Source organism: Leisingera sp. ABM4_103 (assembly GCF_056158685.1).
The window spans coordinates 3292688-3305626 of record NZ_JBSWTU010000005.1; the positions used below are offsets into that span (position 1 = coordinate 3292688).

General features: G+C 61.0%; 15 protein-coding genes. 3 read left to right on the top strand and 12 right to left on the bottom strand.

Annotation, left to right across the window (positions count from 1 at the left end):
* Positions 1-15: 15 nt before the first annotated feature.
* The 3 genes from ACXAED_RS17950 to ACXAED_RS17960 all read right to left on the bottom strand — a co-directional run bounded on the left by ACXAED_RS17950 (position 16) and on the right by ACXAED_RS17960 (position 2430).
* A complete protein-coding gene (locus ACXAED_RS17950) occupies positions 16-879 on the bottom strand; it encodes an acyl-CoA thioesterase (RefSeq protein ID WP_475051986.1) in 864 nt (287 codons plus the stop codon).
* Positions 880-947: 68 nt separating this feature from the next.
* Positions 948-2159: a serine hydrolase domain-containing protein gene (locus ACXAED_RS17955; protein ID WP_475051988.1), complete on the bottom strand. Its 1212-nt coding sequence runs from the start codon at positions 2157-2159 to the stop codon at positions 948-950.
* A complete protein-coding gene (locus ACXAED_RS17960; protein WP_475051990.1) occupies positions 2149-2430 on the bottom strand; it encodes a hypothetical protein in 282 nt (93 codons plus the stop codon). The genes ACXAED_RS17955 and ACXAED_RS17960 overlap by 11 nt, the downstream gene beginning before the upstream one ends.
* A 3-nt stretch (positions 2431-2433) precedes the next feature.
* Between ACXAED_RS17960 and aroQ the strand changes: the two genes are divergently transcribed.
* Both aroQ and ACXAED_RS17970 read left to right on the top strand, forming a co-directional pair.
* Entirely contained in the window at positions 2434-2883 is a 450-nt protein-coding gene (gene aroQ, locus ACXAED_RS17965; RefSeq protein WP_475051992.1) for a type II 3-dehydroquinate dehydratase, read from the top strand.
* Positions 2880-3635, top strand: a complete 756-nt coding sequence (locus ACXAED_RS17970; protein WP_475051995.1) for an autoinducer binding domain-containing protein — start codon at positions 2880-2882, stop codon at positions 3633-3635. The genes aroQ and ACXAED_RS17970 overlap by 4 nt, the downstream gene beginning before the upstream one ends.
* Positions 3636-4124: 489 nt before the next feature.
* Here the strand turns inward: ACXAED_RS17970 and tsf are convergent, their stop codons facing one another.
* The 5 genes from tsf to ACXAED_RS17995 form a co-directional block, all read right to left on the bottom strand.
* Positions 4125-5000: a translation elongation factor Ts gene (gene tsf / locus ACXAED_RS17975; protein ID WP_475051997.1), complete on the bottom strand. Its 876-nt coding sequence runs from the start codon at positions 4998-5000 to the stop codon at positions 4125-4127.
* 79 nt (positions 5001-5079) lie between these two features.
* Positions 5080-5853 carry a 30S ribosomal protein S2 gene (gene rpsB / locus ACXAED_RS17980; RefSeq protein ID WP_475052000.1) on the bottom strand — a complete coding sequence of 258 codons (774 nt, stop codon included), beginning with the start codon at positions 5851-5853 and terminating at the stop codon, positions 5080-5082.
* Between the two features lie 188 nt (positions 5854-6041).
* Complete coding sequence (olsA, locus tag ACXAED_RS17985; RefSeq protein WP_475052002.1) at positions 6042-6872, bottom strand: lyso-ornithine lipid O-acyltransferase; 831 nt, start codon at positions 6870-6872, stop codon at positions 6042-6044.
* Positions 6869-7630 (bottom strand): L-ornithine N(alpha)-acyltransferase, encoded by a 762-nt coding sequence (gene olsB / locus ACXAED_RS17990; RefSeq protein WP_475052004.1) that lies wholly within the window; start codon positions 7628-7630, stop codon positions 6869-6871. The genes olsA and olsB overlap by 4 nt, the downstream gene beginning before the upstream one ends.
* Positions 7631-7735: 105 nt before the next feature.
* Positions 7736-7918: a DUF3553 domain-containing protein gene (locus ACXAED_RS17995; RefSeq protein ID WP_475052007.1), complete on the bottom strand. Its 183-nt coding sequence runs from the start codon at positions 7916-7918 to the stop codon at positions 7736-7738.
* 34 nt (positions 7919-7952) lie between these two features.
* Here ACXAED_RS17995 and ACXAED_RS18000 point away from each other — a divergent pair, with 34 nt between their 5' ends.
* Entirely contained in the window at positions 7953-8549 is a 597-nt protein-coding gene (locus ACXAED_RS18000; RefSeq protein ID WP_475052009.1) for a histidine phosphotransferase family protein, read from the top strand.
* Between the two features lie 63 nt (positions 8550-8612).
* Here ACXAED_RS18000 and ACXAED_RS18005 read toward each other — a convergent pair whose 3' ends face one another.
* The 4 genes from ACXAED_RS18005 to ACXAED_RS18020 form a co-directional block, all read right to left on the bottom strand.
* Positions 8613-9878 (bottom strand): glutamate-5-semialdehyde dehydrogenase, encoded by a 1266-nt coding sequence (locus ACXAED_RS18005; RefSeq protein ID WP_475052012.1) that lies wholly within the window; start codon positions 9876-9878, stop codon positions 8613-8615.
* A 75-nt stretch (positions 9879-9953) separates the two neighbouring features.
* Positions 9954-11060: a glutamate 5-kinase gene (gene proB, locus ACXAED_RS18010; protein ID WP_475052014.1), complete on the bottom strand. Its 1107-nt coding sequence runs from the start codon at positions 11058-11060 to the stop codon at positions 9954-9956.
* Positions 11048-12082 carry a GTPase ObgE gene (obgE, locus tag ACXAED_RS18015; protein WP_475052017.1) on the bottom strand — a complete coding sequence of 345 codons (1035 nt, stop codon included), beginning with the start codon at positions 12080-12082 and terminating at the stop codon, positions 11048-11050. The genes proB and obgE overlap by 13 nt, the downstream gene beginning before the upstream one ends.
* A gap of 121 nt (positions 12083-12203) precedes the next feature.
* Complete coding sequence (locus ACXAED_RS18020; protein WP_475052019.1) at positions 12204-12740, bottom strand: GNAT family N-acetyltransferase; 537 nt, start codon at positions 12738-12740, stop codon at positions 12204-12206.
* Positions 12741-12939: the final 199 nt, after the last annotated feature.

The window sequence follows — 12939 nt, forward strand, 5'->3', positions numbered from 1 at the left end:
ATTTTAGAATAGAAATCAGGGCCTTAAAGGCCGAAGTAAACCTTCTTGCGCGACGCTGGCGACCAGTTGCCCGTCCTCCGTATAGATAGCACCTCGGTTAAAACCGCGGCCACTGCCGGTGAATGGCGCATCCATTGTGTACAGATGCCAGTTCTCGAAATGCACCGGCGCGTGGAACCACATGGCATGATCCAGGCTGGCGGTCATGGCGGCGGGCTTGTGGAACGTCAGCCCATGCGGCCGCATCGATGAACCTAGCAAACCGAAATCCGATGCATAGGCCATAAGGATATGCTGCAGTTCCGGCCCGGCGTCCTTGGCTGCTTCCATTCTGATCCACATGTGATTGACGTCACTGGTTTCCTCGGGCGCCAGAGGATCGCGCGGCTCAACCTCGCGGATCTCAAACGGCCGCGGTCGTGTGAACTCGCCTCGCTTGGCTGGATCCACCCGGAAGGCATTGCGCAGCAGGATTTCATGGCGCGGCTCCAGGCCTTCAGGCCCTGCAACCGGCGGCATCGGATGCTGATGCTGCCAGCCGTCTTCCTGGGCATGGAACGATGCTGCCAGGTTCAGGATCTGCTTGCCGTTCTGCATGGCGACAACCCGGCGCGTTGTGAAGCTGCCGCCGTCGCGGGCTGGATCAACCTCGTAAATGACGGGCCTGGACGGATCGCCCGGACGGATGAAATATGCATGAAGAGAATGGCATAAGCGTCCGGAAACAGAGGCATAAGCCGCGGCCAATGCCTGTGCGATAACCTGACCGCCGTAAATGCGCGTCGGCGTTTCACCGCCGGAGCCTGAGCCGCGGTAAAGGTTGGTGTCCAATAGCTCCAGATCCAGCAGATCGAGCAGCACCTTTGCGGTATCTGTCATTTGCAGCGCTTTCTATGGTCGGGTCATCTCAGGCTGCTCATCATAGCCGGAAACGCGGCGCTTGGAAGTCATGCCGTGATTGCGCTTTGCACCAACGCTTTGAGTTCCGGCCGCGACGGGTAAGAGCTGGACGGCGCCAGTTGGGTCAGAAACACTACCGACAGATCCAGCTGCCGGTCGATCCAGAAAAACGTCGAGGCTATGCCGCCCCAGCTGAAATCACCAACCGAACCGGGGCAGCGGGCCCGGGCCGGATTTAGCACTACGGCACCGCCAAGGCCAAAGCCCATACCTTCCATCGGCTGCTCCGCAAAGCTTTGCGGCCCCATTGACGCGATCTCACCCGGCAAATGGTTTTGCATCATGAAATCAGCGGCTTGCGGGCTGATAATAAAGCCGTCGCCGCATCTTCCCCGGAGCCGGAGCATGTCTGCAAATCTCATGTAGTCGTCAAGCGTTCCGACCAGACCGCCGCCGCCGGAGTGCATCGTTGCCTTCTGAAACGGCGACTTTTCCCAGCTGTCCGTCAGCCGCAAGCTTTCGGTTCCAGTCTCCGCTGAGTTCAGTGCCATGGCGTCACCGGCCAGCGGTGTGTAGAGAGAGGCGAACCGGTTCCCTGCCCCGGCTGGCACCTGGAAGCCGGTCTCGCACATGCCGAGCGGTTCAAATATCTCCTCAGAAATGAACTGGCCCAGGGTTTTTCCGGAGACCACTTCGACGATACGGCCCAGCACATCGGTTGCCACCGAGTATTCCCACCGGGTCCCGGGCTGAAAGGCCAGCGGCAGTTCCGACAGGCGCGACACCATCGAGGCCAGGCTGCCTTGGTCCGGCTTGAACATAAGATCCGCGCGCTCCATTGCCTCTGGAAGAAGCCCGGGATTGAAGGAATAGCTGAGCCCGCTGGTATGGGTCAGCAGCTGATGCAGCGTAGGCACCGGGCAGCGCTCCGTCTGGCTGATGCTGCCAGCACTTGGTGTCAACGCCTGCATGTCACTGAATTCGGGCAGAAAATCACTAATGGGCGCATCCAGATGGAACAATCCCCGTTCCAGCAGGATCATCAGCGCCACCGACGTCACCGGTTTGGTCATCGAATAGAGCCGCACCAGGGTGTCGCGGGTGAACGGCAGCTCGTCCTCAACGTTCCGCAGGCCGGTTGAATGACTGAAAACCTCGTGGCCGCCGCTCTTGATCAGAAGAGCGCTTCCAGGATATTTCCGTTCATCCACATAGCGTTGCTGCCAGGACTTGATCCGTTCGAACCGGTCAGTTTGCATCACCGCTCTCCTGTATTGAGCCATTGTCCGTCCGGTTGGAAACACAAGGTGTGCAGCCTTGACCGCCCGGCCGGGTGAAAGTCGCGCAAGGCGTCATGTGTTGGCAAGAGGTGAAATGCTTTTTCACATTGCCAGCAAACCGCGCAATCGAGAGCGTGATGCGCACAAATAATTCCCGCAGCGTTTTTTCATATTCGCATCCTTTTGTGTATTCGCATTTCGAGGAAAATTGTCTTAGTAGTTCAAGGAGAAGGACAGCAAGGAATTTCATCTGATGAAGAGTATTCTGGTATTGAACGGCCCGAATTTGAACCTGCTCGGCACCCGGCAGCCGGACGTTTACGGGTCCGTCACTTTGCCAATGGTCGAACAGGGTTGTCAGGCACACGGCAAGACGCTTGGGTTGGATGTTGCCTGCCTGCAGTCCAACCATGAGGGCGCGCTGATCGACGCCATTCACGCCGCCAAAGGCATGCACCAAGGGATTATTTTGAATGCCGGGGCCTATACGCACACGTCCATTGCGTTGATGGACGCGCTGATTTCCGTGGAAATTCCGGCAGTTGAAGTCCATCTTTCAAACATCCACGCACGTGAGCCATTCCGGCACACGTCCTATATTGCCAAGGCAGCGTTGGGTCAGATCTGCGGCTTCGGTGCCAAAGGTTATCTCTTGGCGCTGGATGCCTTGGCCGAACATCTGAACGCGGCTGGGCCGGCATGACGTTCAAGGACTACCTGAACTTCGTTTGCGGGGCTCAGAGGCTGGAGGTGCTGTGGCACCAGCATGTGAGGCAGATGGCCTCGTTCGGTTTTGACCGGCTGATTTACGGACACACGCGGTTCAAGACGGAGACCTCTCTGGGAGATCCCGAGGACTTTGTCATCTTGTCCAATCACCAAAACGAGTATCTGAACGGCTTTCTGCACAAGGGGCTGTACTTGTCGGCACCTATGCTCCGATGGGCGCTGGACAATGAGGGCGCCGGCAGCTGGCGCATTGTCCAGGACATGGCAGCAACCGGGACGTTGACGCCGGAGGCCAGAAAGGTGCACGAGTTTAACCAGAGGTTGGACATGACAGCCGGGTACACGATCAGCTTTCATTCGGCCTCGAACCGCTACAAGGGCGCAATCTCGCTTGCGGCTAAACCCGGCATGACCCAGGACGAGGTCGACGCGGTATGGGCGGACTGCGGTGAGGACATTGTCCTGATGAACAACGTCGCGCATCTGAAGATCCTGACCCTGCCCTATGCCGCACCAAACCGCAGCCTGACCAAACGGCAACGGGAAGTCTTGCAATGGGTCGGCGACGGTAAGACCACACAAGATATTGCGCTATTAATGGGATTAACACCCGCTACGATTGAAAAACACCTGCGTCTTGCGCGCGCCTCCTTGTCGGTTGAGACGACTGCACAGGCCGTTTTGAAGGCCGCCTTGCACAATCAGATGTACGTTGTAGACGCATAATTGCACGTCTGGGCTGTTTGTGGCGGCTGAAGCAGCTTTATGAAATTATTCGCCTTTTTCCGGATAACTCTGACCCTGTAGCACGGGCCGGAGAAATACCTGATGCGCAAAAGCGCTAGACGCCAATTAGCATCAAAAAGTAAGGAATTCTGTACTACCGTTAAAGGGTAATTCACTGCATGTTGCACATGTTCCGTGAGTGGTGGCTTTGGCCAAGGAACTTTGGGTATCGACCCTTGCGATTACAAGGCTCTCCTACCTGGTCGGGTATAGGCGCGTATTGGTCCGCGTCTATCCCGGATATCAGAGGGGCTCCATCCATCCCCATCAGTGGGGCCCCTCACATGCAGCACAGCTTGTTTTCGACGTAACCTGGCAATCCGGCGCCAGTCCTGGATCTGCCGCAGCCTTAGCTATAGGCGATAAAAAGAAACCGGCGGATGGAAGCCACCCGCCGGTCAAAACAAAAAAAGGTGTCAGCAGTGCTGATCAGCCCTGAGCGGCTTTGGCCACTTCTGCTGCGAAGTCTTCTTTTTCGACTTCGATGCCTTCGCCGACTTCCACACGGACGAAGCCGGTGATGGTGGCGCCAGCTTCCTTGGCCGCGGCTTCCACGGTCAGGTCCGGGTTCACCACGAACTGCTGGTTCAGCAGGGTCGATTCAGCCACGAATTTCTTCATGCGGCCTTCGATCATCTTCTCGATCACCTGCTCCGGCTTGCCGGACTCGCGGGCGATGTCCATCTGGACCTGCTTTTCCTTCTCGACAACCGACGCATCCAGGTCGGCTTCGGACAGTGCGGCCGGGTTAACGGCGGCAATGTGCATTGCAACCTGCTTGCCGATCGCTTCGTCGCCGCCGTTCATGGCAACCAGAACGCCGATCTTGCCCATGCCAGCGGTGGCCGCGTTGTGCACGTAGGACACAACGGTTTCGCCTTCCAGCTTCTCCATGCGGCGCAGCGACATGTTCTCGCCGATGGTGGCGATTTTGTCGGTCAGGGTTGCTTCGACGGACTTGCCGCCCAGGTCGGCTGCTTTCAGCGCTTCGACGTCGTCTGCGGACAGAGCGGCCTTGGCGATGCCTGCGACCATTTCCTGGAATTCGCCGTTCTTGGCAACGAAGTCGGTTTCGGAGTTCACTTCAACCGCAACGCCTTTGCCGCCTTCGACGACCACGGCCACCAGGCCTTCAGCAGCGGTACGGCCGGATTTCTTGGCGGCTTTCGCCAGGCCCTTGGTGCGCAGCCAGTCCACAGCGGCTTCCATGTCGCCGTTGTTTTCGACCAGTGCTTTCTTCGCGTCCATCATGCCTGCGCCGGTGGATTCGCGCAGTTCTTTCACCATTGCTGCAGTGATTGCCATCTTGGGCTCTCCTCAATTCAAAAACGGATTTGGGGCAGGTGATACCCTGCCCCGCATGTCAGTTCCGTGACAGGACGGATCAGGCTTCGGCGGCTGCTTCTTCAGCAACGGCTTCTTCTGCCGGTGCCTCTTCCAGCGCGCCCAGGTCAACGCCTGCTGCGCCCAGCTGAGCCGACATGCCGTCCAGAGCCGCACGGGCCACCAGATCGCAGTACAGCGAGATGGCGCGCGATGCGTCGTCGTTTCCCGGGATGATGAAGTCCACGCCGTCGGGGGAGCAGTTGGTGTCGACAACAGCCACAACCGGGATGCCCAGTTTCTTGGCTTCGGCGATCGCCAGTGCTTCTTTTTTCACGTCGATGACGAACAGCAGGTCCGGCACGCCGCCCATTTCGCGGATGCCGCCCAGGGAGGCCTGCAGCTTCTCCTGGTCGCGTTCCATGCCCAGACGCTCTTTCTTGGTCAGGCCTTCGGCGCCGGAGGACATCTTCTCGTCGATTTCCTTCAGGCGGTTGATCGACTGGGAAACGGTTTTCCAGTTGGTCAGGGTGCCGCCCAGCCAGCGGTGGTTCATGTAGTACTGAGCGGATTTCTCAGCGGCTTCGGCGATCGGGCCGGCTGCCTGGCGCTTGGTGCCGACGAACAGGACGCGGCCGCCTTTGGCGACGGTGTCACGGACAACCTGCAGCGCCTGGTCCAGCATCGGAACAGTCTGGGTGAGGTCCATGATGTGGATGCCGTTGCGCGAGCCGTAGATGAACGGCGACATGCGCGGGTTCCAGCGCTGAGTCTGGTGGCCGAAGTGAACGCCAGCTTCCAGCAGCTGACGCATGGTGAACTCGGGAAGAGCCATGCTATTCTTTCCTTTCCGGTTTCTATCCTCGGCGGGGGTTCAGAGCAAAAGCTCCAACCGGGGGTCCGTCAGGGATGTCTCCCCTGATCAGGCCAAACCCCGCCTGCGGGTTCGTATGCGCGCCTATAGAGCAGTTATTGTCAGCTGACAAGTACCGTCCCGCAGAAATCGGCGCCCTGCCCCGGATTTCAAGCCTGCAAGGCTTCTTGATGACCGCTGCGCACCAATTCCTCAGCCCTGGCGGCCAGCGCCTTGCGGTCCGGGAAGTCCGCCACTTTCAGCGGCGGATGATAGATCAGCTCTACTGCGCCCTGCCGCGGGGCGGCTAGAACTTTGAGAAGGTGAGGGCCGAAGTCCATATCCCCCCACCAGCCATATAACCGGGCGGGCGCTCCTTTGGGCGCATGATACACCACGGAAACCGGCTGAACGTGCAGGCCGTCGCGCAGGTGGTCTGTGAAAAAGGCAGCGAAAAGCGTTGTTTTGAACCGCAGAACACGCAACCCATCGGTTGATGTGCCTTCCGGGAAAAACAGCAGCTTGTGCCCGGCGCGCAGGCGCTGCTCGAACAGGTCTGCCTGCTCCCTGGCTTTCTTTGGGTTGCGTTCAATGAACACGGTCCCTGTGGCCCGCGCCAGCCAGCCGATCCCTGGCCATCCGGCAACCTCGGCTTTGGACACGAAATAGATCCGCTTGCGCGCGTTCAAGGCAAAGATGTCCAGCCAGGAAGAATGGTTGGCGACGACCGGACCACGCTGGCGCATCAGGGTGCCGCGGGTTTTGTAGCGAATCCCCATGAGGCGGAACGCATTGCGGCAGACAAACTGGGTGATGAACGGCGTGACCGGCCGCTGGAGCCCGAATAGCGGCCGTTCTGCCAGCCGCACGGCCAGCAGCAGCAGGAGGCCGCCAAACACCAGCAGCGCCAGCGGCACGCCGCGCAACAGCACCAGGCACCAGCCCAGAGCACTGATCCGGACCGGGTCCGGAGCCTCCTCGCTTTGCCAGCTGACGCTCATTCCCTTCCCCGCCCCCCAGCATAAATCTTGCGCTGCCGGTCGTTCATCCGCGCGGTGTCCAATATCAGGCAGACATCTGTGGTGTTGAACGCATGGTCGATATAGGCGCCCTCACCGACAAAGCCGCCCAGCCGCAGATAGGCCTTGATCAGCGCGGGCGTGTCCAGCATCGCGCGTTTGCGGTCCAGGTCAGCTTTGGGAACCAAGTTCATAGGCTGAAAGGATTTCGCCCGCACGCGCAACTCGGGTGGTGCCAGGTGGTTGTGGTGCAGCATCGCCAGCGGATCGGCCAGCTGCTGCGGATCGGTTCCGTGAAAGCTCGCCACACCGAACAGCACCTCGATCCCGTGCGCCTCGACATACTCCGCCAGCCCGGACCAGAGGTGGAACATCGCCATCCCGCCGCGGTATTCAGGATGCAGGCAGGACCTCCCAAGTTCCAGCAGCCTGCGGCCGGAGGCTTTCAAAACACTCAGATCGTATTCATCCTCGGAATAGAACTGCCCGGCCTTGGCCGCCTGATCGTCCCGCAGCAAACGGTAGACGCCGACAACCATGTCCGTGGAGGTATCGGTCACCAGCATGTGGTCAAAGAAGGGGTCGAACCGGTCCTGCTCAAGTCCCGCCTCGTGATCCACCATCGCACCACCGCCGCCCAGTTCCCGGACGAACACTTCATACCGCAACGCCTGCGCGGCGCGCAGCTCTTCCTCCGTGCCGGCGATTTTCACGGAAAACTCCGGGGCGCGGTCTTGCATACGGCTTCCTTGCATGTTTCGGCTTGAGCGCAGCCTGCCCTTGGGGCAAAGAGTGCGCGGCATTTATGGCTAATTCGAGGGGGTTCGTTAACCCTTCATAAACCGTTATGGCTCAAAGACGGGGATAAGGGAGATGCGCGCTCCGTCAATCACGAGCTTTCCTTGGTCGGGAAAATTCACGGTGATCTTGCCGCCCGCGTTCGACTGAACCTGACCGACTCCCCATTCGGGGTGATCCGGGTGCCGGACGAACATTCCGGGAGCTAAAATTGCGTTGAGGTCATTCATTTGCGGGTGGCCCAGTTCGGAGGAAGTAGAAGTTATGGGTGTAGATAACGCCAATCTGGCGGCATTGGTAGGGTCCCGGATCTGCCATGATCTGATCAGCCCGGTCGGCGCCATCAACAACGGTCTGGAGCTGCTTGGCATGGCAGGCAGCATGTCGGGCCCGGAATTGGAGCTGATCTCCGACAGCGTCGCCAACGCAAATGCCCGCATCCGGTTTTTCCGGATTGCCTTTGGCGCGGCGGGGGATCAGCAAATGGCGCGGGCCGAGATCGTTTCGGTTCTGGAGGACATCAGCAAGGGCGGCCGCATCAAGTATCAATGGTCGCCGCTTGAGGGCTGCACCCGCAGCGAGGCCCGCCTGGCGCTGTTGGCGGCACTGTGCCTTGAATTGGCACTGCCCTATGGCGGCACGGTCAAGATTTTCTGCGCCGACGGGAAGTGGACCGTGATGGGCGAAGGCAGCAAGCTGAACGTTGATGACGAGTTGTGGGCCCGGGTCAGCGGCGGCACATCCAACGCCGAGATCACCCCTGCCCTGGTTCAGTTCGCACTGCTGCCCGAGGCAGCGAAGGAAGCAAACCGCACCGTCCGGCTTGAGCAGAACCTGGAGAAGATTACGCTGCAGTTCTGATTGCCAGCAAATACGCAAAGAAACGCCGGGCACGTTGCCCGGCGTTTTGCGTTAACGGTGCTGTCAGGCGCGGGTCGTCCCGTTGCCGCGCACCAGATACTTGAAACTGGTGAGCTGTACCGCTCCGACCGGTCCGCGGGCATGCATCTTGCCGGTGGCAATGCCGATCTCTGCACCCATGCCGAATTCGCCGCCGTCAGCAAACTGTGTCGAGGCGTTGTGCATCAGGATGGCACTGTCCAGCTCAGCAAAGAACTTTTGAACTGCGGCCTCATCCTCGGTGATGATGCAATCTGTGTGCTGGGAGTGATGGGTGCGGATGTGCCGGATCGCATCATCTATGCCCGCTACCTGCTTGGCAGCAATGATGGAATCCAGGTACTCCTTGCCCCAGTCCTCGTCCTGCGCTGCGGTCATCCCGTCCGGCCCGGGCAGCCCTGCTTCGGCGCGGATTTCAACGCCCGACGAGGACAGAGCTTCCAAAACCGCCTTGCCCAGTGTCGGCGCGATGTCCTGATGGATCAGCAGGCATTCGGCGGCGCCGCAGATGCCCGTGCGGCGGGTCTTGGCGTTCAGCACGACATCCAGCGCCTTTTGCGGATCGGCCGCTTTGTCGAGGTAGATATGCACGATGCCTTCAAGGTGGGCAAAGACCGGCACCCGCGCCTCGCGCTGGACCAGCCCGACCAGTCCTTTGCCGCCGCGGGGCACGATGACGTCGACATACTGGGTCATGGTCAGGAGTTCCTGAACCGCCGCGCGGTCGCGGGTCGGCACCAGCTGGACGGCGTCTTCGGGCAGGCCTGCGGACTTCAGGCCTTCGGCCAGGCATGCATGAATGGCTTGCGAGGAATGGAAGCTCTCGGAGCCGCCGCGCAGGATCACCGCATTGCCCGATTTCAGGCAAAGCGCGCCGGCATCGGCGGTCACATTCGGGCGGCTTTCATAGATCACGCCGATCACGCCCAGCGGGGTGCGGACGCGCTGGATCTTGAGGCCGGAGGGCTGTTCCCACTCCTCCATCACCTCGCCAACCGGGTCGCGCTGGCCGGCCACCGCACGCAGGCCATCGACGATGCCCTGAATGCGGGCCTCGTCCAGCATCAGCCGGTCCATCATCGCATCGGACAGGCCCTTGCCGCGGCCGAACTCAAGATCCTTGGCATTGGCGGCGATGATCTCCGCCCGATGGCGCCAGACCGCGTCTGCGGCGGCGGTCAAGGCTGAAGTTTTGCGCTCAGCGCTGGCTGTTGCCAGGATCTGCGCTGCTTGCTTTGCACGTTTGCCAAGCTCCGCCATCATGGCGGGGATATTTTCATTGTCTTTCATGTGTCTCGCGCCCTTGCCGGTCCCTGTCTGGCACGTCAGTGCTTGCCGGCTGGAATACCCTATCAAGTGGTCTGATCAAAGCGCCATATCATCGCGGTGGATCAGCGCGGCGCGGGCGGGATAGCCCAGCGTCGCCTCGATATCATGCGAGCGGCGCCCCTGGATGACGCGGGCTTCATCGGCGGTGTAGCGCGACAGCCCCTGCCCCAGCTTGCGCCCGTCTGGGCCGAGGATGGCCAGCGGATCCCCGCGGCCAAAGTCACCCTCCACGTGACGGACGCCTGCGGGCAGCAGGCTCTTGCCGGACATTAGCGCGCGCGCCGCGCCCTCATCCACGGTCAGCACGCCGCGGGTCTTCATCGCGCCGATCCAGCGTTTGCGGGCAGTTTGCGGATCGCCCTGCCCGGTGAACCAGGTGCAGGGAGCGCCTTCTTCAAGTGTTTTCAGAGGGTTCAGAGGCGAACCTTCAGTGATTGCCATGGCGCAGCCGGCTGCCGTGGCCATCTTGGCCGCCTGCAGTTTGGTGATCATGCCGCCTTTGGACAGACCGGACACCCCATCGCCCGCCATCGCCTCGATCTCCGGCGTGATCTCGTCAATCCGGTCGTAACGCCGGGCGTCGGGGTCCAGCGCCGGGTTGGCACTATAGAACCCGTCGACATCAGACAGCAGGATCAGGCAGTCAGCCCCAACGGTCACCGCCACCTGGGCGGCCAGCCGGTCGTTGTCGCCATAGCGGATTTCATCTGTGGCGATGGTGTCGTTTTCGTTCACGATCGGAACCGCGCCCATGCTCAGCAGCGTTTCCAGCGTCGCGCGGGAGTTCAGGTAGCGGCGGCGGTTTTCGCTGTCCTCCAGCGTCACCAGCACCTGCGCAGTGGTGATCCGGTGCGGCGCCAGCGCCTCTTCATAGGCGCGGGCCAGGCGGATCTGGCCAACCGCGGCTGCGGCCTGGGATTTCTCCAGCGGCAGATCTGCGCGGGGCAGCCCCAGCACGCCGCGGCCCAAGGCGATGGAGCCTGAGGAAACCAGAACCACATCGGTTCCGCGTGACTTCAGCCAGGCGACGTCATTGGCCAGCGAATGCAGCCAGCCTGCCCGCAGCTCGCCGGTCGCCCGGTCGACCAGCAGCGCCGAGCCGATCTTGACGACGATCCGTTTTGCCGAAGTCAGGGCTGCCAAGGCTTTTCCTCCTCGGCGGGTTTCATCCGGACGCGGTCATCGTCGATTTCAGCACGCACAGCGCGCAGCACCTCGTTCAGCCCTTCGCGGCTGACGCCAGACATCATCATCACCGGCCCGCCAACCGCAGTTTCCAACGCGGCACGCTTCTCTTCGCGCTCCTCCGGATCCAAGGCATCGACCTTGTTCAGCGCGGTGATGCGGGGTTTGGTGGCAAGCTCGCCGCCATAGGCCTCAAGCTCGCTGATGATGGTCTCGTAGTCCTCCACAACCGTCTCCGAGGTGCCGTCCACCAAATGCAGCAGCACCGCGCAGCGTTCGACATGGCCCAGGAACCGATCGCCGATGCCACGGCCCTCATGCGCGCCTTCGATCAGGCCGGGAATGTCGGCCACAACAAATTCGGTGTTGTCGATCCCCACCACACCCAGGTTCGGGTGCAGGGTGGTAAAGGGGTAGTCGGCGATCTTGGGGCGCGCGTTGGAGGTTGCCGCCAGGAATGTGGACTTGCCCGCGTTCGGCAGGCCGAGAAGGCCCGCATCCGCAATCAGCTTGAGCCGCAACCAGATGGTGCGGTCGACGCCCTCCTGCCCAGGGTTGGCGCGGCGCGGTGCCTGGTTGGTGGCGGATTTGAAATGCAGGTTGCCAAAGCCGCCATTGCCGCCCTTGGCGAGCAGCACCCGCTGGCCCGGTTCGGTCAGGTCGGCCAGTACGGTTTCCTGATCCTCGTCCAGGATCTCGGTCCCGACCGGAACCCGCAGAACGATATCGTCACCGTCCTTGCCGGTGCGCTGGCGGCCCATGCCGGACTGGCCGTTTTTGGCAAAGAAATGCTGCTGATAGCGGAAGTCGATCAGGGTATTCAGCCCCTCGGTCACCTCGGCCCAGACCGAGCCGCCCTTGCCGCCATCGCCGCCGTCGGGGCCGCCGAATTCGATGTACTTTTCACGCCGGAAGCTGACGCAGCCGTTCCCGCCGGCGCCCGAACGGATATAGACCTTTGCCAGATCGAGGAATTTCATGACAGCTCCTTAATGCGGCAGGATCTAGCGGCCTGCCCGCGCAGTACAAGTGTCCCGCCAAGGCGCGGGGCTTTGGCGGGAATGTTTCGTTTGCCTTACCGCAAAGCGCGCGCCGCGCCAATCACAGTTTTCGGCTATAGGTCCAGGTTGGAACGGTGGTGCCGCGCGCAACAGCAAAGCTCTCGGCGTCGCCCAGATAGTCAAAACCGCAATGGATCAGCACCCGCGCAGAGGCCGGGTTGTCCTGGAACACGCAGGCAAACATCGCCGCGTTGTTTTGCGGGTTTGCATCCACCAGCGCCTTGAGCGCCGCAGAGGCCAGCCCGGTATTCCAAAACGGCGGTGCGGTCCAGTAAGACACCTCTGACTGGTTGCGGTCCATCCGTTTGAGGCCGATCACACCCTTCAACTCGGCATCGCCATCGGCAGTGCCGTCAATCACCCAGACATCCTCGTCGCGTTCATCCGACATGGCGCGCGCCACAAACGCCTCTGCCGCGCCAGGCGGCAGCGGGTGCGGAATGGAGCGGGTCATGCGGGCAACACGCTCGTCGCTGACATAGTGCTCAATCAGCCCGGCATCAGATTTCCGCAACGGCCGCAGAATGAAACGTTCGGTTTCAATGACCTGCTGGCACACGATTTGATCCAGATTCATGGATGTGCTCCTCCTCTGCCGTGTTTTTCCGGGCGGACAAAGCCCTGTTTATTGTGGCGGCCAAATTCAGATGTGCACGCCCTGCCCTGACGGCAAGGCACGCGCTGTTCAAATTGCGCAAAACTTCCCGTAGGCCGGGCGTGAACACCCGGGAGCCGCGGCGCTGCGCTTGGGGGCTTGGCCTGTGCTGGGAAAATCA